This is a genomic window from Vibrio sp. 1159 (genome assembly GCF_033340395.1).
Lineage (GTDB): Bacteria > Pseudomonadota > Gammaproteobacteria > Enterobacterales > Vibrionaceae > Vibrio > Vibrio alginolyticus.
Map to the genome: position 1 here is coordinate 52,140 of NZ_JAWOWL010000014.1, position 23,585 is coordinate 75,724.

General features: G+C 44.5%; 20 protein-coding genes. 13 read left to right on the plus strand and 7 right to left on the minus strand.

The annotated features are described in order from the left end of the window. Positions 1 to 50 precede the first annotated feature (50 nt). Positions 51 to 437 (minus strand): hypothetical protein, encoded by a 387-nt coding sequence (locus R7127_RS12895; RefSeq protein WP_104975299.1) that lies wholly within the window; start codon positions 435 to 437, stop codon positions 51 to 53. A 65-nt stretch (positions 438 to 502) separates the two neighbouring features. Then, the gene (locus tag R7127_RS12900; RefSeq protein ID WP_172563275.1) at positions 503 to 1,807 is read right to left on the minus strand and encodes a MipA/OmpV family protein; all 1,305 of its coding nucleotides are present in this window, start codon (positions 1,805 to 1,807) and stop codon (positions 503 to 505) included. 235 nt (positions 1,808 to 2,042) lie between these two features. On the opposite strand from R7127_RS12900, the gene R7127_RS12905 reads away from it, so the two are divergent. From R7127_RS12905 to R7127_RS12915, 3 genes are all read left to right on the plus strand, one after another. Then, entirely contained in the window at positions 2,043 to 2,393 is a 351-nt protein-coding gene (locus tag R7127_RS12905) for a hypothetical protein (RefSeq protein WP_017634942.1), read from the plus strand. 9 nt (positions 2,394 to 2,402) lie between these two features. Further along, a complete protein-coding gene (locus R7127_RS12910) occupies positions 2,403 to 4,343 on the plus strand; it encodes an alkaline phosphatase D family protein (protein ID WP_025766686.1) in 1,941 nt (646 codons plus the stop codon). A gap of 190 nt (positions 4,344 to 4,533) precedes the next feature. Then, the gene (locus R7127_RS12915; protein WP_017820644.1) at positions 4,534 to 4,974 is read left to right on the plus strand and encodes a TerB family tellurite resistance protein; all 441 of its coding nucleotides are present in this window, start codon (positions 4,534 to 4,536) and stop codon (positions 4,972 to 4,974) included. Between the two features lie 241 nt (positions 4,975 to 5,215). Here R7127_RS12915 and R7127_RS12920 read toward each other — a convergent pair whose 3' ends face one another. Further along, positions 5,216 to 5,746 carry a 3'-5' exonuclease gene (locus R7127_RS12920; RefSeq protein ID WP_005377684.1) on the minus strand — a complete coding sequence of 177 codons (531 nt, stop codon included), beginning with the start codon at positions 5,744 to 5,746 and terminating at the stop codon, positions 5,216 to 5,218. A gap of 83 nt (positions 5,747 to 5,829) precedes the next feature. After that, positions 5,830 to 7,371: a sensor domain-containing diguanylate cyclase gene (locus R7127_RS12925; protein ID WP_005377686.1), complete on the minus strand. Its 1,542-nt coding sequence runs from the start codon at positions 7,369 to 7,371 to the stop codon at positions 5,830 to 5,832. 291 nt (positions 7,372 to 7,662) lie between these two features. On the opposite strand from R7127_RS12925, the gene R7127_RS12930 reads away from it, so the two are divergent. The 3 genes from R7127_RS12930 (at position 7,663) to R7127_RS12940 (ending at position 13,131) form a co-directional block, all read left to right on the plus strand. Then, positions 7,663 to 8,295, plus strand: a complete 633-nt coding sequence (locus tag R7127_RS12930; RefSeq protein WP_005389474.1) for a DUF2760 domain-containing protein — start codon at positions 7,663 to 7,665, stop codon at positions 8,293 to 8,295. Then, entirely contained in the window at positions 8,295 to 10,259 is a 1,965-nt protein-coding gene (locus R7127_RS12935) for an Hsp70 family protein (protein WP_172563276.1), read from the plus strand. The genes R7127_RS12930 and R7127_RS12935 overlap by 1 nt, the downstream gene beginning before the upstream one ends. Before the next feature lie 61 nt (positions 10,260 to 10,320). Next, positions 10,321 to 13,131, plus strand: a complete 2,811-nt coding sequence (locus R7127_RS12940; protein ID WP_005377690.1) for an Hsp70 family protein — start codon at positions 10,321 to 10,323, stop codon at positions 13,129 to 13,131. A gap of 85 nt (positions 13,132 to 13,216) precedes the next feature. Here the strand turns inward: R7127_RS12940 and R7127_RS12945 are convergent, their stop codons facing one another. Then, positions 13,217 to 13,411, minus strand: coding sequence for a hypothetical protein (locus R7127_RS12945; protein WP_005377692.1), 195 nt, complete (start codon positions 13,409 to 13,411; stop codon positions 13,217 to 13,219). A gap of 86 nt (positions 13,412 to 13,497) precedes the next feature. On the opposite strand from R7127_RS12945, the gene R7127_RS12950 reads away from it, so the two are divergent. Next, entirely contained in the window at positions 13,498 to 14,184 is a 687-nt protein-coding gene (locus R7127_RS12950; RefSeq protein WP_005377694.1) for a DNA-3-methyladenine glycosylase I, read from the plus strand. A gap of 83 nt (positions 14,185 to 14,267) precedes the next feature. Here R7127_RS12950 and R7127_RS12955 read toward each other — a convergent pair whose 3' ends face one another. Together R7127_RS12955 and R7127_RS12960 are read right to left on the minus strand one after the other, a co-directional pair. Then, complete coding sequence (locus R7127_RS12955; protein ID WP_033905244.1) at positions 14,268 to 15,245, minus strand: Gfo/Idh/MocA family protein; 978 nt, start codon at positions 15,243 to 15,245, stop codon at positions 14,268 to 14,270. A gap of 11 nt (positions 15,246 to 15,256) precedes the next feature. Continuing rightward, positions 15,257 to 15,544, minus strand: coding sequence for a putative quinol monooxygenase (locus R7127_RS12960; protein ID WP_005377698.1), 288 nt, complete (start codon positions 15,542 to 15,544; stop codon positions 15,257 to 15,259). Positions 15,545 to 15,647: 103 nt separating this feature from the next. Between R7127_RS12960 and R7127_RS12965 the strand changes: the two genes are divergently transcribed. The 6 genes from R7127_RS12965 to R7127_RS12990 all read left to right on the plus strand — a co-directional run bounded on the left by R7127_RS12965 (position 15,648) and on the right by R7127_RS12990 (position 23,581). After that, the gene (locus tag R7127_RS12965) at positions 15,648 to 16,526 is read left to right on the plus strand and encodes a LysR family transcriptional regulator (protein ID WP_005377700.1); all 879 of its coding nucleotides are present in this window, start codon (positions 15,648 to 15,650) and stop codon (positions 16,524 to 16,526) included. A gap of 426 nt (positions 16,527 to 16,952) precedes the next feature. Then, positions 16,953 to 18,296 carry a sodium/glutamate symporter gene (locus tag R7127_RS12970; RefSeq protein WP_318142018.1) on the plus strand — a complete coding sequence of 448 codons (1,344 nt, stop codon included), beginning with the start codon at positions 16,953 to 16,955 and terminating at the stop codon, positions 18,294 to 18,296. 204 nt (positions 18,297 to 18,500) lie between these two features. Next, the gene (locus R7127_RS12975; protein ID WP_005377704.1) at positions 18,501 to 18,992 is read left to right on the plus strand and encodes a type II secretion system protein; all 492 of its coding nucleotides are present in this window, start codon (positions 18,501 to 18,503) and stop codon (positions 18,990 to 18,992) included. Between the two features lie 271 nt (positions 18,993 to 19,263). Next, positions 19,264 to 21,003 (plus strand): ABC transporter transmembrane domain-containing protein, encoded by a 1,740-nt coding sequence (locus tag R7127_RS12980; protein ID WP_318148407.1) that lies wholly within the window; start codon positions 19,264 to 19,266, stop codon positions 21,001 to 21,003. A 3-nt stretch (positions 21,004 to 21,006) separates the two neighbouring features. After that, positions 21,007 to 22,782, plus strand: a complete 1,776-nt coding sequence (locus R7127_RS12985; RefSeq protein ID WP_005377709.1) for an ABC transporter transmembrane domain-containing protein — start codon at positions 21,007 to 21,009, stop codon at positions 22,780 to 22,782. Between the two features lie 250 nt (positions 22,783 to 23,032). Continuing rightward, positions 23,033 to 23,581, plus strand: coding sequence for a hypothetical protein (locus tag R7127_RS12990; protein ID WP_172563277.1), 549 nt, complete (start codon positions 23,033 to 23,035; stop codon positions 23,579 to 23,581). Positions 23,582 to 23,585 lie beyond the last annotated feature (4 nt).

Below are 23,585 nucleotides of genomic sequence, written 5' to 3' on the forward strand. Positions count from 1 at the left end.
CCTTTTTAGATCAAGATGCCTTGATCGTGTTTATAGGGTCGCTTACATCGTCAAAAACGATTCACTTTCTCCAAGTTACGTATTGCATCGAGGTAGACTTTTTCTAAAGACCGCTCAGCTTCGCATATCATGTTCTCGATCATCGCATTAAACGCGACATCGCTACGGACTTCTATATTGTCTCCCGCCTTAACGTCAAGAGAGTTGACGTACAACACCAACCATTCATCGCCCTCCAAATGCCCTTCTCCGTGAATGGCAAAAAAGCGTTTGGCAAATTCAGCGTTGGTACAATTTATCGCTTCAATTTGAAGATTGAATGAGGAGTCGATACTCATGGTGCTCATGCCATCCGACTCATCAGATGCATCACAAACAGCCTTAACTCTGGCACGATATACGAAATTTCTCGTTGAAAGCAGCATAGTATTATTCATCATTACTCATAATGGGCGATAAATAAGTCAGTTGCAAATCCGACTTATATGCATCTCGCGATGCGCTAAAACTCGAACTGGAAATAAATAGTATTGTAGTTACTCCCACCTTTAATTCGCCCAAACTGGGAAGCGCTTTCAAAAATCGCCGAGCGGTGATGCAATGAATAGCCCACCCACATATTGTTCCAGCTCTTTTGGTTGAAGAGATCGCCTACATTGACATCAAACGAGAAATCTAAGTAATTGAGCAACTTGCTTGGTGTATAACCCTTGTCTTCCATTTCTGTGCCTTCAATATAGGTAATGCTATCAATGTATGACACACCTTCCGCTACACCAAATCGCCAAGTCGTAGGCCAATTAACCGTATAATAAGCCTTAATCGCCATGACGTATTCTGTGCTCGCAGACTGAACACTGGACGACCAGTGATGAACCAACCCTGGCGTTAAATAAATATCAAGAGGAAAACCAAACAGCTCATCCGTTAATGGATGCCCATAAAACAATGAAGTAAGTTGATTGTCGTATGGGTCTTTTTCTCTCTCAAAGCTAAATATTTCACCGATGTTCGAAGGCGTCGCCCAACCATGCGCAATACGTAGATATGCTTTATTGCTCAGTGTCGGTTTCGGAGCTTTGCTTTTATCGTTGAAAAAGCCAAAACCGACAAACACTTCTCCCTGATATCGATCTTCTACAAGCTGACTGTTGTAGGTGTTATCATCTAAGCGAGTAACACTCGTCTCACCCAATAAATACAAATTTGAAGTTACATGGTAACGCGCTTTAATACCAAGATTGGTGTCAAGCCCAGCTCCAATTCTCTCGCCAGTAATATCCTTAAAGGAATAATATTCACTATTGAAATCAGCGTCTTTGTATCGAATCGTAATCGATGGCTCTAATTCCCAATCCCCAAATACATAATTGGCAGCAAGGCGGTAATTAGAGTGAAACTGGAGTTCGTCGTCCGCCATCAACTCTACTTCTGCGCGCCAATTGTCGTTAATGCTATAACGCACTTGCCCACCGAAATCGACTCTGTCCCCTTCATTAGCATTTTGTAGCGACATGGGAATATCGACAAATCTCAATCGCATGAGTGCGCTCGCGCGCCAGTCGGAATCACTCTCGTTATACAAAAAAGCGCCACCTTCAATGCCATTGATATACACATGTTCGTTTTCAAAGAACATCATTGGTACAAATGTACTCACCGTAGAGTCATTATCGGCGGTGTAAAACGGAATCGATGCTGTGCGATACATCGCAGCAATCCCCCACGTTTGTTCGTCTGCACCATGCGCAGAAGAAACTGCCGCAGCTAAAGGTAAAGCGAGTGTTGTTAGAATTAATCTCTTCATGAGTTCGAAAAATGTTGGTTGAGAAGCAGGCAAACATCAATGATTTGCCATTAAAAGCTTATGTTCTGCTGATGATAGCCGTTACAATGGCAAATGTTGTCATCCTCGTGACAGTTTGAGTCCCAAGATCATATTAATATTGCACGACTAGGTGAGCTTGTTTGCGAATATTTTACCATTACAACAAGCGCTTAAACTCTAGCTTAGTTCTAAATCAAACATAATGAAGTAAAAAGTGAAAGCATCAGAACTCATCTCTACCTTGAATCATTTACCCGCAGACACAGACCCAGACATTGTGATGGGAGAAGCATGGCTGCCAGAGAGGTTGATAGGGACTCAACTCGATGGTGACATGTTGTTTTTGCACTTTGATAATGCACCAGAAGATGGTCAAGGTGACGAAGAAGGGCGTGGCTTCGTCGAACACGAAATCGACCTAATTAGAACTCGGCTTCAGCAAATTTTGGATGAAGACAGTAATAACGCGTCAAAAGCCGATGCGATGCTTGGTTTGTTCCTTATGGGACATGAACTTAGTAGCTCGCAAGTTATCGAAATATTAGAAGAAGAAGCTGACACATAAGGAGCCGTTTTGCCAGCATTGATGAACACGACTGAAATTTCTTCACTTCCTCTTGTCGTTGCAGGTCCGATCCTACGTAAAGTGACCGCAACTGAAATCAATATTTGGCTAGTCACCACCCAACGCTTGGAGGGTATGGTGCAAATTACGGATGAAAATGCCTCCATCCTTTATCAAGCCCCTTTAAGTGAACAAAAAGAACAGCTTCAAATCGGCCTCAATGCGTGGTGTTGCTTACTTAAATTAGAAGGCGAGTTTCCAACCCATCAAGCGTTACGCTATCAAATAAAAACGCAATATGGATTAGTGACGGAACTGCTCCCTCACCTGACTTATGAGCGAGATAATACGCCAAACTTGGGTATTGAGTTCCTCGTTAGTGAAAAAGCGGATTATCTCCTACATGGCTCTTGCCGTAATCCCCATCACTTCAGTGATGATACATTGGTCGCTGCGGATCATAAAATCGCGTCTCAATCCATTGAAGAAAGACCGGATATGCTCATCATGAGTGGTGATCAAATCTATGCAGACCATGTTGCAGGCCCCACTCTCGATGCCATTGAGCAAGTCATAGCTTTATTGGGTTTGCCAGGCGAAGAATTCGATCAAGCTCCGATAAAAAATACCAATGAGCTCTACCAACACCCTGCTTGCTATTATGGTCGAGATAAATTGTTGCCTCATTATGTGAGTGATGACAGTTTACTAAGTAAGTTTTTTCCACACCGAGGGACACCAATATTCAGCGCCAAAGAGTGTGAGAATCACCTAATAAGCTTTGCTGAGTGCTTTGCAATGTACTTATTGGTTTGGTCTCCGACCTTGTGGAAGCTTGTTCGAACGGATCGTTTGTTAGAAAACGAATTTACTGTCGGCGGAGAAGTTCTTGAACCCAAATGGCAGCAGCAATGGCGCGAAGAAAAAAAGCAAATTGATAAATTCGTCGCAGGTCTGGACAAGGTTCAACGCTTACTCGCTCACATTCCAACCTATATGATTTTTGATGATCACGATGTCACCGACGATTGGAATCTCACCATAGGCTGGGAACAAGCCGCATACAGCAACACGTTTGCAAAACGCATTATCGGTAATAGCTTGATTGCTTACTGGCTTTGCCAAGGTTGGGGAAATGCGCCAGAAAAATTCAATGATGAATTTATGAGCCTCGCTCAACGCTTTATCGATGAGCGAACCTCGCAAACCCAAGATGCATTTATTCAATATTTGTATCGCTTTGAGAATTGGCACTACACTATTCCTACGACACCAAAAGTTGTCGTGCTAGATACACGAACCAGACGCTGGCGTTCTGAGTCTAAAATGAACAAACCTTCTGGCTTAATGGACTGGGAAGCGATGATTGAGTTCCATCAGGAGCTCGTGCATCAAGACAAGGTTGTTATTGTTTCTGCCGCGCCAATGTTTGGTGTGAAATTTATCGAAGCACTACAACGTGTGGTGACCATGCTTGGTAAACCATTGATGGTTGATGCTGAAAACTGGATGGCTCACCCCGGAAGTGCGAATACTCTTATTAGTATTTTCACACACACAAAGACACCAACTAACTTTGTTATTCTCTCTGGCGACGTGCACTACTCTTTTGCATACGATATTAAGCTCCGCTATCGAAAAAACAGTCCGAATATCTATCAAATCACCTGTAGTGGAATTAAAAATCAGTTCCCTACACAACTGCTCAATATGTGTGATGGCCTAGATAGACTGCTATACAGCCCTCGCTCACCTTTAAACTGGTTCACAAAACGTAAACGACTCAAGATTTACAAACGCGCACCAAGTACGCACAACTTTTATCGCTTGGTTAACCATAGTGCCATTGGTGAGCTACGCCTTGATGATGAAGGCAAACCAAGTCAAATTAGTATTCTGACGAGTGATGGTGACGAAGTTCATTTTCCACCGACACGTGCTGAAAGCTGAGTATCAATCCCAAAATGACTTGCCCTTTGTAAGAGGCAAGTCACCTTGAACTAACTCAGGAGTTTAGGTTTTTTTGGGGAGAAAGTGGCCGTTCTTAAATGTCAACGGCGTGCTAAATTTGGTATCGCACCTTGAGATCTTCCGTATTTATTACCATGTTAACCAAATAAACAATAGCTCGGTGTTCATTATGTTTAATTCTCTCACATCATTATTTAAACAACTCATTGATGGCTCTGATTTAAGCCAAACCAACACACTTTCCCCTAACATGGCTATCGCGTGTTTGCTTTGTGAAGTTTCTGGCGCAGACCATAGTGTCGATGATAGAGAACAAGAAACAAAGCGCTCTTTATTGATGAAACTGCTTTCGTTAAATGAAGAGGAATCAAATACTTTGTTAGAGCAAGCGCAACAGAAAATAAAAGATTCCGCTTCGCTGTACGACTTTACCTCTCAACTAAGAGAACTGACTCAAGAAACTCGTTACAACTTAATCAAAAGCATGTGGGAAGTCGCTTACGCAGACGGCGAAATTGACCCGCTAGAAGACGCGGTGATCCGTAAAACAGCAGAGCTACTCTATGTTGATCACAGCGAGTTCATTCGAGCGAAGTTACAGTCTCAGTAAAGTGACGAGATGAGTATATAAGTCGCTGGCTAACTCTAAGCTACCCCTAGAATGACAACAGATATCGCTTCTGTAGCCATAAAAAAACGCGCACTCTGCGCGTTTTTCAATAAGCCAACGACATTGTTATTAAAATACTGGTCAAGGTATGTGTTTAGCTCTTTCCACACTAAACAGACTGCATGACAAAACAACAATGGTTGGATGATTATTTAATTACAAGCTAGCTAGGTTCGAATAACTAAAACATGGTCAAAGCAAGCTTAGCTAAGTTATATGCATCTACATAGCCAGAGTGTTGACGCCCTTCCCAGTCTATTCCTTTTGCTTCTTGAGCGGCTCGATGGCCTATACGTTTATCTTTAAGACGATTTTGAATACGGTAGAGTGTCGCTAAGTTGATGAACTCTGTGAACGGTGCTTCAATACCTTTTTGCTTACACTCTTCTAGAAGAATGAGGTCATCTCGCCCCCAAGATGCAAAGATTTTGTTGCGACCACCGAAGTTCTTAACCATGGATTTAAGCACTTCTTCTAGTGGGCGTCCTTGTTTTTCAATCTTACGTGGTGTGATGCCCGTTAACTCAGCGCAAAATAGAGAGACTTCATCGTGTTCTGGTTTCACGTAGTATTGAGCACGCTTGACTATCTCACCTTTAGACAAATCTATTTCAGCTAACCCCACTTCGATAATTTCACCCGTGCTGCCGACGCCATTTTCGTTCCAGCAACACATTTCTAAATCGAAGCATACAATACGGTTATGGTTCATAGTTTGCCTTGGTTCCTAACATAAAAATTTAAAGCGTGCGATTCTATCGTAACACGGCGTAAAACTCGAATTTGTGCGCCCATTTAATCGCCGATCGACACATTATTACGGCCGTTTTTTTTACTCAAATAGAGTTGACTATCCATTTTGTGATACAAGCTCTCAGGATCTTCTTCTTTATGGATAACCGCACCGATACTCAACGTACAGATGATTGACGCATCACCATAATCAAAAGCCGTACTTGCCACAACACTCCGTAATTTTTCTAGGTAAGCTTCTAGCACTGCTCTATCAATGACTTTAGAAATAATACAAAACTCGTCACCACCAGCTCGGTAAAACTTATCTCCCGGTTTTAAATTAGCACTGACCAGCTTAGTGACATGTTGTAACGCTTCATCTCCACCTAAATGGCCGTGTTTGTCATTAATCACTTTGAAGTGGTCGATATCAAAACCAACCAAGGCGAAGTTAACACCTTTGTTTATCTGATTAAGCAAATGATCGTTGAATGCTCGGCGATTCAGTAGTTGAGTTAGAGGGTCTCGCTCTGCCATTCTTTTTAATTCAACGGTTTTGAGCTCCAACATGACCGCTAAGCGCTCTTTTTCTCGAGACTGTAAATTCACAATCCAACTGATCAAAAAGGCGATTACCAATCCGGCTAGTGTCGTGCCCGCTAAAATAGAACGTTCCCAAGCTGAGACTGCGTCAGAAAGCTTAAAGTCAATACGCCATTCACGGTTAGGCAGTTGAATGGTCCGGCTTATAACCGTTCCTCGAATGTTGTCCCAGCTCGCACTTTGAAAGAGAACAGGGTCATCTGCTGCGTCGAATCCCAAATCTTCTACGCGCACCGACATATCGAGCTCCGTCGCGGTTTTCGTAATCAAATCCTCAAAGTAAACCGTACTTCGGATAACACCGGTCACTACTCCTAATAAATATTTGTTCTCGAAGTCGAACACTGGATGGAACACCAGCAACCCAGTCTTAGGTATGGACTTGTCATAACCATCTTGCAGCAAGCGAACTTTATCCGAGACATTCGCTCGCCCATTTTCGGAAATATCATCCAAGATTAAATCGAAGCGTTTGCGCGAAAAATAGAAACCCAATAGAGAAAGGTTTTCCGGTGTTCTTGGGTAGATATCCGACGCGATGAAAATTGGCTCATTGTGTTCAAAAATGTACCCGTAGGTTTTGGGACCATCTTTAGGAACGGTAAACGGTTGGAAGTTTGGAAATTTTTGACGGGTCTTTAAAATATGTTCATCAAGATCTTCGAATTCGACCTTTTGCATCCATTGAAGTCCAATGAGACTTCGCGAGCTGTTAATCACTTGTTCCGCATACATCGGAAACGATGGCCAATAGCTTCGCTCAATCGAATGGAAAAAGTTTGCGCCCGCACCAATGAACTTTAGATCATTCTCGACGTTTGCTTTAAGTGATTCTGCTTGTCGGTCGGCTAAAGTATCAAACGTAGTCTGTGTATACCGTTGCTGCATTGTATAAGCAGCACCAACTACACCAGCAGTGACACATAAAGTCGCCAAAAAAGCTAAAATAGAGTCTGAATGTCGTTTTATAAAGCTCTTATGAGCGGTGCTTTGTGTCATATCGTAATTTTTGATACTTCCGTAAGTTAAACTTCGGGATCTATTGAAATACTGCGTTAGCAATGCACAAACATCAAGCAACAACCTATATTGGGGAGTCTGATCGTCGATTTTTCACGCTGTTCGTACGGTATAGTCACGAATTATTACAGCCTTAAGCCTTGAATATGCTACCATCCGTCATCATTTTAATGTCTAAACTTGGTGCAAGATCGCAAAGACGATCGTTTTAGTGAACAAATATGAGCCAATACTGAGCACCAATAAATCAATAGAAAGAGAAAAAACGTCATGAACATTGATTTGAACCTAATTCCTCAAACGTTCGATATGCTTCACGCTGGCCTAACCGCATCGAGCGTTTTGCTTCTTCTAGTTGCAGTGTCGCGCAAATCAAAAGTGGTCGAGAAAGTGGTAGAAAAACCAGTCGAGAAAATCGTCGAGGTTGAGAAACCAGTTGAGAAGATCGTTGAAGTAGAAAAAGTAGTGGAAGTAGAGAAAGTCGTTGAAAAAGTGGTGGAAGTTGAATCAAAACTTGCAACCGCGTCAACGGACTCTGCAATGCAGCTGCTTTCTATCATGCAACAAGAAGCTCGCCTGATTGACTTCCTAAAAGAAGACCTAACGTCATTCTCTGATGAAGAAGTAGGCGCAGCCGCTCGCGTAATCCACACTGGCGGTCAGAAAGTACTGAACGACTACGTGACGCTAGCGCATGTTCGTAACGAAGACGAAGAAACTCGCATTACGGTTGAAGAAGGCTTCAACCCACAAGAAATCCGCCTAACTGGCAACGTAACAGGCAGCGCGCCATTCAACGGCACGCTAGTTCACAAAGGCTGGAAAGCAACATCAATGACGTTGCCTAAACTTGCTGAGAACTACGATGCTTCTGTGATCGCTCCAGCTGAGGTTGAGCTGTAATGGAACACATGAACCAAGAAAACCATTCTCAAGAAGCGTCTGTTGAAACTCAACAGACACCTAAATTCAGTGTTGGTATCGACTTAGGTACAACACACTGTGTCATGTCTTTTGTTGATACACACAACGAAGACGCTCGCGTTGAAGTGATGCCAATCCCGCAGTTGACTGCGCCGGGTACGGTAGAGACTCGCAGCCAATTAGGCTCTTTCCTTTACCAGCCGCACGAACACGAAATGAACCCGCAATCACGCGTTCTTCCGTGGTCGAGCGAGCCAAAAGCTCTAGTTGGTGCAATTGCACGTAACCTAGGTTCAAAAACACCAATTCGTCTTGTTGCAAGTGCGAAATCTTGGCTTTGCCACGCAGGTGTGAACCGTCGTGATGCTTTCCTGCCAGCAGGTAGCCCAGAAGAAGTGGAAAAAGTATCCCCTCTTCGTGCGACAGAGCTTTACCTAGAGCACCTAAAAGACGCTTGGAATCACGCGAACCCAAATCACAACCTTGCCGATCAAGACGTAACCATTACGGTTCCTGCTTCTTTTGATCCTGCTGCTCGCGATCTAACTGCAGAAGCAGCACGCAACGTTGGTTTTGTGCACCTAACACTTCTAGAAGAGCCACAAGCTGCACTTTACAACTGGATCGATAACAGCAACGACAAATGGCGCGACGAAGTTGAAGTTGGCGACATCGTGCTTGTGGTCGATATCGGTGGTGGTACAACCGACCTTTCTTTGGTTGAAGTAACTGAAGACGACGGCAACCTAACTCTGAACCGTATCGCGGTAGGCGAACACATCCTACTTGGCGGTGACAACATGGATCTTGCACTTGCGTACCGCTTGAAGATGAAGCTAGCGCAAGAAGGCAAAGAGCTACAGCCATGGCAAGTTCAGGCAATGACACACGCATGTCGTGACGCGAAAGAAGCGTTATTGAACGACAGCGAACTTCAGTCAGTGCCAATCGTAGTACCAAGCCGTGGTTCTAAACTGCTTGGCGCAACGCTGAAAACAGAACTGACTCAAGAAGAAGTACAACAAACACTGGTTGATGGCTTCTTCCCTCAAGTTGCAATTACTGACCACCCTGTTCAACGTAACCGTGGAGCACTAACGCAAATGGGTCTGCCTTACGCACAAGATGCAGGCATTACTCGTCACATTGCAGCGTTCTTGTCTAAGCAAGCCAATGCTCTTTCTACTTCAGGAAATGGCGCAGAAGCAGCAGCTCAAGATTTCAACCCATTCGCTAACATGCCTGGTATGCCAGGTTCGGATGCAGCGCAGTCAGCTGACTTCATCAAGCCAACCGCAATCCTATTCAACGGTGGTGTTCTGAAATCGAAACTTCTAGCAACTCGTCTAGAAGACACGATCAACGAATGGCTACTAGAAGCAGATGCAGAAATGGCAAAACGCCTAACAGGTGTGGATCTAGACCTTGCAGTTGCTAGCGGTGCGGCTTACTACGGCTCTGTGCGTCGTGGTCAGGGCGTTCGTATCCGTGGTGGTATTGCTTCGGCGTACTACGTGGGTATCGAAAGTGCGATGCCAGCTATTCCGGGCATGGCGCCGCCAATGGAAGCACTTTGTGTTGCACCATTTGGTATGGAAGAAGGCTCAAGCGTTGACGTACCAAGCCAAGAGTTTGGTTTGATCATCGGCCAGCCAGTTAACTTCCAATTCTTCGGCTCAACGGTTCGTCGTGATGACCTAGCAGGTACTCACCTAGACTACTGGGCACCAGAAGAGCTTGAAGAGCTACCAGAAATCCAAGTAACGCTGCCTGTATCTGAAGGTCGTCGTGAAGGTGAAGTGGTTCCAGTAACTCTTGCTTCTCGCGTCACAGAGCTTGGCACGCTTTACTTAGAAGCCATCGCCGCAGATAACGGGCAAAAATGGCATGTTGAGTTCGATGTGCGCGAAGACGCGAAAAGTGACTCAAACGAAGAACAATAATTAGAAGTCAAACGGCATCCAATCGGGTGCCGTTTTTAAATACACGAAGGTTTGGTTTTGTATGGCATCTCCTCGTTTTCTTGTTGGTATTGACCTTGGCACCACAAACACTGTGGTGGCCTACTGTGAAATAACCGACAACCTTGAACAATCCGAAGTATCCCTATTTGACATTGACCAACTGATTGGTCCGGGCGAAGTCGTTCGTAAACCACTTCTGCCCTCTTTCCGCTATCATCCAGCTGTAGGTCAAATCTCCCCTTCTGACCTCACTCTTCCTTGGGACAACGAACCTGTTGCTGGCGACATTAACAATGTCATCGTTGGTGAATGGGCTCGCGAATTAGGCGCGAAAGTAGAAGGTCGTCAGGTATCCAGCGCGAAAAGCTGGCTCTCACACCAAGCGGTTGATCGTAACTCAGATATTCTTCCTTGGGCTGGTGCGCAAGACGTGGATAAAGTCTCGCCAGTTATTGCCAGCGCAAGTTACCTCAATCATATTCGTCAAGCATGGAACTACCGTCATCCAAGTAACAAACTCGAAGACCAAGACGTAGTTGTCACCGTTCCGGCATCATTTGATGAAACCGCACGTAAACTGACACTTGAAGCCGCCGAGCTTGCTGGCTTGAAAAAAATCGTCTTGCTTGAAGAGCCACAGGCGGTGTGTTACGACTGGTACGCACGCCACCAGCAAACCGCGGCTAACGAATTAAAAGATCTGCCACTAATCCTTGTTTGCGATGTGGGTGGTGGTACCACCGACTTGAGCTTGATTGAAGCAAGTTTCTCTTCTCAAGATGAACTAGCCCTTGATCGTATTGGTGTTGGCGAGCACTTGATGCTTGGTGGTGACAACCTCGACTTAGCATTAGCACATCTTGCAGAGAGCCGCTTCAACCAAAGTAAGAAGCTCACTGCAGCAAGCCTAACTAAGCTGATTCAGCAAACTCGCAAGGCGAAAGAGAACCTACTTTCAGCGAGTGCACCTGAAGAAGTAAAAATCACCATGCTAGGCAGCGGCTCGAAACTTCTTGGCGGAACAAAGAGTATTGGGCTGAGCAAACAAGAAGTGCACCAAATCGCTTTGGATGGCTTCTTCCCGCTTTCTGATTTCAGTGAAGTACCAGACAAGCGCCGCAGCGCCGTTGTCGAGTTTGGTCTTCCATACGTTGCTGACCCAGCAGTGAGCAAACACGTTGCTGAGTTCTTAACTCAGCACCAACAAGTTGCTCGTGCCGCTCTCGGCATTGAAGACGACAAACAAAATGCAATTCCAGTCGGTTTGCTTCTTAACGGTGGTGTGTTCAACAGTGAACTTGTGACTGAGCGAGTCACTACCCTCCTTTCCGATTGGCGCGGCGCTCCGGTTACGGTATTAGATAACCCACATCCAGATTGGTCTGTTGCACTAGGTGCTGTTGCGTTTGGTAAAGCACGTCGTGGTGCACAGCTAAAAATTGGTGGTGGTGCAGCGCGTTCTTACTTCTTGCACCTTCAAGAGAAGAACAAGATGGGCAAAGCGCTCTGTTTGCTTGCAAAAGGTACAGAAGAAGGTCATGAGATCCGCTTAAGTGGTCGTCGTTTCTCGCTTACCCTAGGTGAACCCGTTCGCTTTAACCTGCTGACGTCTACCCACGACACCTTAACCAATAACATCGCTATTCAAAACGGTGTGATGGTGGACGTTGATCCTGACTTATTTGCCCCTCTTCCGCCTTATATCACCACCCTTGAAGGTGAAGGTGCCGAACTGCAAGCCAACCAAAAAGAGCGCGTAGAAGTACAACTGGCATGTCAGTTGACTGAAGTCGGCACACTTAAGATGGAATGTGTCAGCGCAGAAGATGACAGCAAACGTTGGGAACTGGAGTTCGAAGTTCGTAACAAGCAAACCGACGACAGCGAGCAAGTTAAGCTTCACCCTAAACTGAACGAATGTAAGGAGCTGATCGCTCGCCTTTACAGCGGTAATAAGAAAAGCGCGGAAAGCAAAGAGATCAAAACCTTAGCCAAAGATCTTGAGAAGAAACTTGGCAAACGTGACGAGTGGGATTTCACGACCCTACGTCAACTGTTTGATACCTTTGCACAAGGTCGTAAGCGTCGCCGTCGTTCTGAACAACACGAGAAAAACTGGCTTCGTTTGGCGGGCTTTGCACTGCGTCCGGGCTTTGGCGATCCAACCGACTCATGGCGCATTGAGCAAGTTTGGGGTCTCTACCAGCAAAACATTCAGTTTAAGAACCATCAAGGTTGGACTGACTGGTGGGTATTCTGGCGTCGTATCGCAGGTGGTTTAAGCCAAGAGCAACAAGAAACCATCTTGGCGGACATCGCGAAATATCTCCACCCTGGTGCGATGAAAAACCCACAATCCGCTAAAGCGGCACAAGATATAGGTTACGAATCAATGGTACGTTTGTCAGCCTCTCTGGAGCATCTAGAAGTCGAAGACAAGGTTCTATTGGCAACGTGGTTCTTGAGCAAAGCCATCAACCATAACCAGTTCGAACAAGCACACTGGTGGGCAATGGGTCGCTTGGCATCACGTACGCCTTTATATGGCAGTCAGCATAACGTCGTTCCTCGTGAACAAGCGGAACAGTGGTTGCCTAAGCTGTTAGAGCAGAACTGGCAGAAAGAGCCAATGATCGCGTTTGCAGCCGTAATGATTTGTCGTAAGACGGGTGACCGCCTATTTGATATCTCAGACGACTACCGTGAACAGGTATTGGCTAAGTTGAAGCAAAGCAAGGTACCTGAATCTTGGGTATCATTGGTTGAAGAAGTCAAAGAGTTATCTGAGAGCGAATCAAAACGTATCTTCGGTGATGCACTGCCAAGCGGTCTGACGCTGGTAAATAACTAGGCTCTCACGCTTATAAACGCAACAAAGCCCTTCTCGTGAAGGGCTTTGTTTTATCTGATTCTAATAGCTGACGAAAAACGACTCGTTAGTTCATTTCCGTATTGATCACCACATCACGCGTTTCATTATCCATGTCACTAATGCCGACAACTGAGATTTCACGGTCAGATAAATTCTCAATCATGCTGTCTTCTAACCCACCGTCCGTCATCCACGCATAGAATTTTTCTGCAATACGATCCGAACCTTCCCCGACAAACGTTAATGTGACCTTCTTCATTTGTGACACTCCATCAATTTACGATTCAGCCACTTAAGCGTAGTATGTTTCACAAATATCGACATAAACTAGGACTAACTTCTTTTATGAGTATCGAAAAATTTGACGCGATTTATCAGCGCGCTGCCGAGCGTAAAGGTGGTGAAGATCAACTTGAAGCGCTTTTGTCTCATCCACTAAGCAAAGAAGAATTGGCAGCGATTCCCGACGACCGTTGGCTAGCCGCTTTTTCGATGAAGGTATTCCAAAGTGGGATTTCGTGGAGCGTGGTTCGCAACAAGTGGCCGAACTTCGAAGAAGTGTTCTTTGGGTTTAAGATTGAGCCGCTATTGATGCTGTCAGATGAGCAATGGGAAACCAAAGCAACCGACAAACGCATCATTCGCCACCTCACTAAAGTCATGTCGATTCCTGCCAACGCTCGTATGATCCACGAAGCAAAAATCGAATATGGCTCGTTTGGCAAAATGGTTGCTGATTGGCCGCAAGAGAAAATCACCGACCTATGGGCGTATTTGAAGAAACGCGGCAATCGCCTAGGCGGAAATACTGGCCCTTACACACTTCGTCAAATGGGCGTTGATACCTTTATCTTGTCTAGCGACGTGGAAGCTTACCTGCGTAATTGCAAGATCATTGAAGGTGGCAAAGATACGAAAAAATCGCTCGATGCAACCAACAAAGCGTTTGTTCAATGGCAGCAAGAAAGTGGTAGAAGCCTGTCTGAGATCAGCCAAATCATTGCGTTCAGCACCGGCGATAATCGCATTTAACAGAGACTGAACCCAAAACAAAACGGCGCACCAAATATTGGATTTAGTGCGCCGTTTTTATGTTCATTGGTTCAAGTACAGACTTACTTTGAAGCCAGTGATTCCCACTCAGTCAGTAGCTGCATAATACGGTGAGAGTCTTCCCATGTTGCACAAGGGTTCTCTAACGATGTACGCCCTGCTTCAACCGCTTGGCGAATATTGCGCACTTGATAGAAGAAAGCGTCTCCAGCTGCCGATACAGACACCTCGCGCTTCGACGTCTCGTAAATTTCCACACTAAACTGGTTTTCTTGCGTTGGTAGCCATGGGTTTGAATCTAACGTAATACAGCCTTTGCTACCCAGAATGGTGAATTGGTGTTTCAATCCGTGATCTTCGGCAGTGTGTACGATCGCCGTTTGTTGCTCACCAAATTGCATCATTAAGCTCGATTCACAGATATTACCGTCATGGCCTCTTCGGCCAATCGCCGTCATAAAGCGGTTTCCAAAGGCTTGTTCACCCAACATGGTTTTCACCACCAAATGCACTAATGATATTGGGTAGCAACCTAAGTTATACAAAGCACCTTTACTGTCTGGATTCACAAACTGCGCAATCGACGCTATATAAGAAGTATGAATCGAGCGAAGTTCACCAATCTCTCCTGATTTAAGCACAGAAACCAACTCGCTGATCAACGGGTGATGCAAGTACATCAAACCTTCAGCAAAGAATACCTTGTGCGTTTCGACTGCTTTTAGTGCCAACTCGGTTTTTTCCATATCTACCGACAGTGACTTTTCACACAGGATCGCTTTCCCCTGCTCTGCCGCTTTGACGATAAAGTCATGATGAAGGTGATTTGGCAGTGCGATGTAAATAATGTCGACTTGCTCATCAGCAATCAACGCATCGTAATCGGTGAACGTATTCTCGATGCCATATTGCTCAGCGAATGTCTTTAAGTTCTGCTCCGAACGCCCAGCAACCGCGTACAGTTCACTCTTGTCATCGCCTTGGATTGCTTCAGCCATGACACCTGAGATAAAGCTTGTGCCTAAAATGCCCCATTTCATGTTCGCCTCTCCTATTGAGCTTGGGTTTCGAATGCTTGGACTAACTCTGCCACTTCAGCAGCAATAAACGCTTGTGTATGCGGCATAGCAAAATGCGCTTCAATCGCGGTGCGGTTTTCATATCGCTCCCAAAGAATCACACGTTGTGGTTCTGTAGAATCGTAGGTCGCATTCGCTTGCAAGCACCCCGCTTCGCTTTGCATATCAAGGCAAAATTGTTCAATGGCTTCAACCACTTGTTGTCTTGGCTTATCGGCATTCATTTTCAGTTCGGCGGTAACAAAAATCGTCTCGCTCATGATGGCTCTCTTTCTCCATTCTTAATCATACGTCCACTGTAATTAACCTCATTTGATTGATAAACTCTGCTTTAGTTATTTCTTTATCAACTCTGGGTGTGTAATGGATAAATTAACAAGCATGAAGGTTTTCGCTTACGTGGTCGAACACGGCAGCTTTCGTAATGCAGCACACCACTTTGATATTTCACCGACCATGGTTGGCAAGCACGTGAGCTTTCTTGAGCAAAGCTTAGGTACACAGCTAATTCATCGCACCACGCGCAAACAGTCCCTGACCGAAGCTGGCAGACTCTACTATCAAGAGTGCCACCGCATTATTGAAGACATCACCAACGCAGAGAACCTGATCCAGACGCTGATCAACCGTCCAACCGGAACTGTAAAAGTTAACTGCCCTGTCACGTATGGCAAAAAGGTCATTGCTCCTATCGTGGCTGACTTCTTAGCTGAATTTCCCGATTTGAACGTTGAGCTAATGTTGGACAACAATTTGATTGACCCATATCGAAGCGAAGCTGACGTGATTATTCGAATCGGTGAGTTGGTCGATTCGTCGTTAGTCGCGAGAAAATTGGGTGAATACCACATGACTTACTGCGCCTCACCCTCTTACCTTGAGCAACATGCCCCTATCCAATCACTTGATGACTTAGCACACCATCATTGTTTGGGGTTTCAGTATCACCAAGGAGAAAGCCAACAAGTGGTGAACATGCCATCTAATACCTTTGGAAACAGCAACACCCGATTAACGTCTAACAATGGCGATGTACTTAAGTTCGCCGCGTTAAAAAGCTCTGGTGTTCTTATGCAACCAAAGATCTTAGTTGAGCAGGAAATCCAATCTGGTGCCTTGGTAGAAATTCTCCAGCAACATGCTCCCAAGCCAAAACCGATCCACCTGCTTTACCGTTCAAAACAGCTTTCCCTTAAAAACCGTACCTTGGTCGATTTTATTCTTTCTCATGTGAATCCATAACGTCACCCCATAAAGCGGCGACAATTTAACCATTTAATTAACTTTTATTGTCGATATGACAAATATTATTGCTTGTTAATTGTCTTTATTTTTCATGTTGTTAGTCAGAGACACCCATTAACTAGGCATAATTTATTGATTCACACCAATTGCATTGCTCTGACAAAGTGACTAGGATTGCCGCCTTTCCTGAGTGAACTATCAAAAAAATATCGAGAAATTTAATCTAATTTCTCTTCCTGTTCGTGTGCAATCACAACATTTACACTCATTTCAAATTGCATAAGCACATTCCTTTGCTTATGAAAACGACATTGATTTCTCAACGCTTTTAGTCACGTATGTGACTTTTTGGCTTGAGAGAGATTTTTATTCAAGGTAGGTCACAAGGACGCTACCCCTTGACTGCATTTACTGGAGGATAAGATGCCTAAAGGTCTAATGCTGACTGACTTAGCCATCGCTGGCTTACTATTGATTTTGGCAAAAGTCATTCGCGTTCACGCGCCATTACTACAGCGTATGTACATTCCATCGGCGGTTCTCGCAGGATTATTCGGTCTATTTTTTGGACCAGCCCTGTTAGACGTACTGCCTTGGACCGATACGTTTACCGCTAACGCAAGCCTATTAACTGCTGCACTTTTTTCTGCGTTAGGTCTGGCAACGGATGTTCCATCACCTAAAACCGTCGCACAGCGTGCTGGCTCATTGTGGGCGTTTAACCAAATCGCTTCTGTTTCTCAGTGGTTGTTTGCAGCAATGTTTGGTCTAGTTCTCACAACCTTCTTCTGGCCAGAGATTAATCCTGGCTTTGGTGTGACAATGTCTGCGGGCTTTATGGGCGGACATGGCTCTGCATCTGTTGTTGGTGAAATCTTCACGGGGCTTGGCTGGGAAGATGGCTTCACACTTGGCTTAACGTTCGCAACCGTGGGTATTTTCATCTCGATTTCTGTCGGCATGCTCATGCTGCAATTCGCATTGAAGATGGGTTGGATTCGTAGCTTTACGACCTTCGACAGCATGGACGAACACGAACGCAAAGGCCTTGTTAAGCCTGATGATCAAGAACCGGTAATGAAAGACACCATTTCTTCCCTGTCGGTTGATTCTTTCGCGATTCACGCTGCGTTAGTGGTTGTCGTAACCGCTTTCTCTTATGTCGCCGCCAACTACTTGTCTTCTTTCCACGATAAGGTGCAGATCCCGACGTTTGTAACTGGCTTCCTTGGCGGCATGCTCGTGCGAATCGTCGCGAAACAAACGAAAGCTTCACGCTATCTTTGTGACGGTGCATTCAAACACGCTGCGGGCATCAGTACCGATTATTTGATTATCTTTGGTATCTCAGCCATCAAGATTACCGTCCTAGCCCAGTATTTAATGCCGATGGTAGTGCTTGCAATCGGCGGTATCGCCTTCACACTATGGCTAATCTTCTGGGTTGCCCCACGTATCATGGGAGAAGATTGGTTCGAGAAAGGCATTTTCTCTTGGGGTTGGTTAACCGGTACAGTTGCCATGGGTATTGCGTTGCTTCGTATTGTTGATCCAAAAATGCGTAGCAAGGTGCTTGATGATTACGCCATCGCTTATGTCCCTGGCTCAATCACTGACATCTTCATCATCTCTTTGATGCCAATCGCGATGTATAACGGCATGCACTGGCAAGCGCTTGGTGTAGGATTAGGTTACATCGCAATTGTCTTATTTATTTGGCGATTCATTTTTAAACGTAACAGCAGTGCTCTGACACACGAATCTTAGTCGCTATACTCGGGAGGATTTTATCCTCTCGAGTTCATTCCTTGGTTTTTATCAAAATCACTCCTCATCTCGAAAATAAGCAACTTGTTTTATATTTGAGATTTGCAATCCCGATCTCTTATTATCATTCTTTTTTAATACTTGACCTGAACGTTTCTATATCAGAATAGCCGCCTATTCGTTTCTAAAACATGGAGAAAGGCTGTGCGTCGCTCTCAAGGATTTACTCTTATTGAACTCATTGTGTGCATCATCATTCTTGGTATTGTAAGCGTCGTTGCATTTCCTAAATTTCTTGGCTTACAAAAAGATGCCAGAGTGGCGGTTCTATATGGAGCCAGAGAAGCACTCATGACCGCCAACAACTTTGTCTACACCAAAGCAGTGATTCAATCTCAAGAGACAGTAGATGGCGGCATACAATATAACATTGATCTAGATAATGACGGCCATAACGACCTAATTGGTTACTTTGGATTTATCAAAAATGTTATTCCAGCAAAAGAGCTAGCAGGCTTTGATCCGCAACTCACTATCAACACTTGGTATGGGGTAGACAGCCCAGACGAGCCCTACTTCCTTATTGGTTTTGCAAACAAGCCTGTTGGTCCAGAACATATGTGTTATGTCGAAGTTTACTACCCAGAAACTCCTGGTGGCCAAGTGAAATACAAAATACAAACTGACGATTGCTAATTCCCATATAGAGTGGCAGTAACACTTTTACTTTTGGTGTCTTCATCGTTATTGCAAGGTAATGGCTCCAAAACAACCATTAACAACTATTTCACATAATGTCGTCGCACAGTTAGCTCATAGAGATAAAACCAGTAATTTGCGCCGACACATGGCTATAATTGAAACAATCTATCGTTTTTAAACCCGCCTATAACTTGTGCTTGTAAACTCATCATTTCGCTCAATAATAGTTCTATAACAAATTCAATAATTTAAAGCGGGAGGCGTAATGAGAATATTCTGGCAGCTACGTTGGTATTTCCAACAAAAGTGGAGGCACTATGTCGGATCCATTCTGCTTTTCGCTGTGATATCAGCACTACAGCTTGTTCCGCCCAAAGCAGTTGGCATCATCGTTGATGGCGTCGTAGACAACACTTTAGATACAAATACGCTGATTCTATGGCTCTCAGGGTTAACTGTACTGATCTTTACTATTTATGGGTGTCGCATCTTATGGCGAATTTGGCTTTTCGGCGCAAGCTGGGAGCTCGGGACCATTCTACGTAACCGTCTATATAGGCATTTATCGACACAGCCACCTCGTTTTTTTGAACGTTACAAGACGGGGGATCTGATGGCTCGTGGCACTAATGATGTGCGTAATATCGTTATGACAGCCGGCGAAGGGGTTTTAACCGCCGCAGACTCTTTGATCACTTGTATTGCGGTTTTAATCATTATGCTAACGCAAGTAAGCTGGAAGCTCACCGTAATGGCGCTTCTTCCAATGCCATTTCTTGCCATCATCATCTTCTTTATTGTGCGTATCCTACATCAACGCTTTCGTGTCGCTCAGGAAGCCTTTTCTACCATGTCAGACATGACACAAGAGTCACTTAATGGCGTGCGAATGCTGCGTGCTTTCGGATTAGAAAACCAAGAGCAGCAACGTTTTGAAGAGGTTGTGGATGATACTGGCGAGAAGAACATCGCTGTCGCAAGAGTCGATGCTAGATTTGACCCGGCAATTCAGTTAACCATCGGTCTTTCTTTCCTTCTTAGTGTCGCTGCTGGTGCTTACCTTGTTGATAAAGGTGAGATCACGCTTGGTGATCTGACCGCATTTACGATGTATTTAGGGTTGATGATATGGCCGATGCTGGCATTCGCATTCCTATTTAACATTTTAGAAAGAGGCTCTGCCGCATGGAACCGACTACAAGAGATCTTTGATGAAAAGCCAGAAATTATCAGTGGTAATAAGCCAATAGAAAATAAACCACTTCCGTTAAAAATTGATATCGACGATTTCCACTGGTCTAGTGATTTACCGCCCGCTTTGACGGAAGTAAACATCGAACTTGAACCCGGAAAAATGTTGGGAGTTGCAGGGCCTGTAGGAAGCGGAAAATCGACCCTGTTAACACTACTTTTGCGTCAACATGATTTAGAAAACGGCTCAATTAAATTCGGGGATGTCGAGATCAAGGATGCCCTACTACCGCAGTGGCGCAACCGTTTTGCTGTCGTTAACCAAAGTCCGTTTCTATTCTCCAAATCTATCTTCGAAAATATTGCCTTAGGCAACCCTAATGCAGAGAAAGAAGAAGTCTATAGAGCAGCAAAGTTAGCCTGTATACATGACGATATTGAAAAGTTTCCTGAAGGCTATCAAACAGAAGTTGGTGAAAAAGGCATTACACTCTCCGGCGGGCAAAAACAACGTATTGCGATAGCACGCGCTATGCTGCTGAATGCTCAAGTGTTGGTTTTGGACGATGCACTTTCCGCTGTTGATGGACGGACCGAACATCAAATCCTTAAGAATTTGGAAACATACTACCGTAATCAGGCCCTAATCGTTATTGCGCACCGCCTCACCGCTTTGGAAGCAGCAGACGAGATCATTGTATTGAATCACGGACACATTACTGAACGTGGGCAACATAGCGCGTTATTAGCGCATAAAGGCTGGTACGCCGAGATGTTCGAGTATCAGAAACTAGAGCAGGCGATGGAGGAATAATGAATGAACCAGACCAGCACGTTTAAACGGTTAATGTCTTACCCATTATCTCAACCAAAGCCAATGATTAAAGGACTCGCCTTGCTGTTTATTGCAGCGTTAGCTAGCGCCGGCGGCCCTTGGTTGATTCAATATTTCATTGATGAGCACATCGCTAAAGGTGACTATTCACAAAGTGTTCTGATTTCGCTAGCAGTAGGTTATATCGCTCTTCAGATCGTATCGGCAACATTCCAGTATTTTCAGTCATTGCAATTTAGCATTGTCGCGGCTAACACGATCAAAGCGATTCGTAAGCAAGTATTTTCTGGCGTGATTAAGCAGCCGTTATCTGCGTTTGATTACACTCCTGCTGGAAAATTGGTGTCGCGAATCACCAACGATACGGAATCTTTACAGCAATTTTATGAGCTTTTGATCGCGACCGTGGTGAAAAACGTGGTCATGATTGTCGTAATGCTTGGCGTTATGTTTTTCATGAGCTGGAAGCTCACACTCGTTGTGCTTGTATTGCTGCCGATCGTCATCGGCTTTATGTACTTGTTTAAGCAGCTAAGTACAGAAAGCTACCGAAAGATGCGTGACCTATTGACCGATATAAATGCGAATCTGAGTGAATCCATTCAAGGGATGAGTGTCATTCAATTAATGCAACAAGAAGAGCGTTTTAATAAACAGTTCAACGAGCTAACCGCAGAGCATCTGGTGGCATCTAAACGAGTGATTCGGCTAAACGGCTATCTGCTAAGACCATTAATGGACTTACTCGCTGGTCTTGCGTTGCTTTGCTTGGTTGCGATCTTTGGTTTTAATGGTATTGAGTTGATTGGTGTGGGGGTACTGTATGCATTTATCAGTTATCTTGCGCGAGTTACTGAACCACTAATTGAGATGACTCAGCAACTTGCTCTACTTCAGCAGGCGTTAGTGTCAAGCGAACGTGTTTTTGAATTGATTGACGCGAAAGAACAAACTTACGGGGACGATCATCAACCATTAAGGTCAGGTGCTATCGAACTTAAAGACCTCACATTTAGCTACGATGGTAAACAGGACGTCCTAAAAGACATTTCGTTGAAGGCCAACCACCAAGACTTTATCGCGCTTGTCGGGCATACAGGAAGCGGTAAAAGCACATTAGCGTCACTGTTAATGGGCTTTTATCCAACGCAATGTGGTGAACTGCTCATAGATAGTCGTCCACTTAAAACATTAGGGAAAGACGTACTTCGCAAAGATGTGGCAATGGTTCAACAAGATCCACATATTCTCCCTGCTTCAGTCAGAGAAAACATCTCTCTCAGTCGGGCAGTTGATGACAATCAAATATGGGATGCGTTAGACAAGGTTGGTTTGGCAGAACAAATTCATCGTTACCCTAACGGGCTAGACACGCAGTTAGGTCAAGGCGAAACTAATTTATCTGCGGGTCAGAAACAGCTTTTGGCGTTAGCACGTGTGCTTGTGGTAAAACCTAAGATATTGATATTGGATGAAGCAACCGCAAATATTGACTCAGGAACAGAGGCTTTAATCCAAAAGAGCTTGGCGGTACTCAGACAAGACATGACGCTCGTTGTTATTGCTCATCGGCTTTCAACTATCCTAGATGCAGACCAAATCATTGTTCTTCATCATGGGGAGTTAGTCGAGAAAGGCACACACAAAGCACTCTTAACGCAAAATGGTCGCTATGCCCAAATGTATCAGTTACAGCAAGCAAACCGACATCTACAACAGATTGAAGAAGACACCAAGCAACTCGAAGAAGCGGTGTGATTTTATGCCCGTGCCTTCTTTTTATTTAGTCGGCATGGGCATAATTGGTGTAACTTCAAAATTTAACCTGTTAGCTTCCAATTTCTTCATAATGTGAACTAATTTTCTATTTCTTACCTATTATTGACATAACCCCTCGCTATATCGCGCAAGGTCGTTGTAAAATCGTACGGTACTTAAGTCTACTGCCTGTGGCATTGGACTGAATTCCGCTTTCTAATTATGCACATTAATCTCATGACACAAGTCCATGGACAAAGATAAGTTTACTAACATCTATCGCTTGCCTGGTTCGATTCAAATTCGTATCGGTAAATGGCAAAAGACGTTCCGCGGCACCTCTGATTTAGTTTTACATCAGGCGCTAATGGAGCGTAATAAGCAATTTAAGAAGCCAGACTTTTTACCTAAAGGCTGGTGTGTCACTCCTATTGATGAAAACGACATTACCATTACGCATCACGGTAAATATATCCAAACCGTTATGCGCACAATGCTGGACAGAAAGGTCTCATACAAGCGACTGTTCCTATCTCGAATGAGTCTCGAAGATGGTGAAAAAGTGCTCCACAATTACAAGCTGGAGTGGGTAAGAAAACATAACCAGATCGCCAAAAAGTACAATCAAATTAAAAAGAAACAATATATGAACTTTGCAAGAGAAGAAGAGGAAACCCTCTACCCTTCGATTCCAAAGGGTGAGTTTGACAAAACATTATGGAACAAACTTATCGTATCATCGTTTGGTCCGCAGAAAAAGTACAAAAACCCGCACTTTGTCCGTAAAGCCGATTTCTAAATAA

Bases quoted from the DNA above. Each gene is read 5' to 3' on its own strand.
- R7127_RS12895 (WP_104975299.1), bottom strand. From the start codon at position 437: ATGAATAATACTATGCTGCTTTCAACGAGAAATTTCGTATATCGTGCC.
- R7127_RS12900 (WP_172563275.1), bottom strand. From the start codon at position 1,807: ATGAAGAGATTAATTCTAACAACACTCGCTTTACCTTTAGCTGCGGCA.
- R7127_RS12915 (WP_017820644.1), top strand. From the start codon at position 4,534: ATGTTTAATTCTCTCACATCATTATTTAAACAACTCATTGATGGCTCT.
- R7127_RS12920 (WP_005377684.1), bottom strand. From the start codon at position 5,746: ATGAACCATAACCGTATTGTATGCTTCGATTTAGAAATGTGTTGCTGG.
- R7127_RS12925 (WP_005377686.1), bottom strand. From the start codon at position 7,371: ATGACACAAAGCACCGCTCATAAGAGCTTTATAAAACGACATTCAGAC.
- R7127_RS12930 (WP_005389474.1), top strand. From the start codon at position 7,663: ATGAACATTGATTTGAACCTAATTCCTCAAACGTTCGATATGCTTCAC.
- R7127_RS12935 (WP_172563276.1), top strand. From the start codon at position 8,295: ATGGAACACATGAACCAAGAAAACCATTCTCAAGAAGCGTCTGTTGAA.
- R7127_RS12940 (WP_005377690.1), top strand. From the start codon at position 10,321: ATGGCATCTCCTCGTTTTCTTGTTGGTATTGACCTTGGCACCACAAAC.
- R7127_RS12945 (WP_005377692.1), bottom strand. From the start codon at position 13,411: ATGAAGAAGGTCACATTAACGTTTGTCGGGGAAGGTTCGGATCGTATT.
- R7127_RS12950 (WP_005377694.1), top strand. From the start codon at position 13,498: ATGAGTATCGAAAAATTTGACGCGATTTATCAGCGCGCTGCCGAGCGT.
- R7127_RS12955 (WP_033905244.1), bottom strand. From the start codon at position 15,245: ATGAAATGGGGCATTTTAGGCACAAGCTTTATCTCAGGTGTCATGGCT.
- R7127_RS12960 (WP_005377698.1), bottom strand. From the start codon at position 15,544: ATGAGCGAGACGATTTTTGTTACCGCCGAACTGAAAATGAATGCCGAT.
- R7127_RS12965 (WP_005377700.1), top strand. From the start codon at position 15,648: ATGGATAAATTAACAAGCATGAAGGTTTTCGCTTACGTGGTCGAACAC.
- R7127_RS12970 (WP_318142018.1), top strand. From the start codon at position 16,953: ATGCCTAAAGGTCTAATGCTGACTGACTTAGCCATCGCTGGCTTACTA.
- R7127_RS12980 (WP_318148407.1), top strand. From the start codon at position 19,264: ATGAGAATATTCTGGCAGCTACGTTGGTATTTCCAACAAAAGTGGAGG.
- R7127_RS12985 (WP_005377709.1), top strand. From the start codon at position 21,007: ATGAACCAGACCAGCACGTTTAAACGGTTAATGTCTTACCCATTATCT.
- R7127_RS12990 (WP_172563277.1), top strand. From the start codon at position 23,033: ATGGACAAAGATAAGTTTACTAACATCTATCGCTTGCCTGGTTCGATT.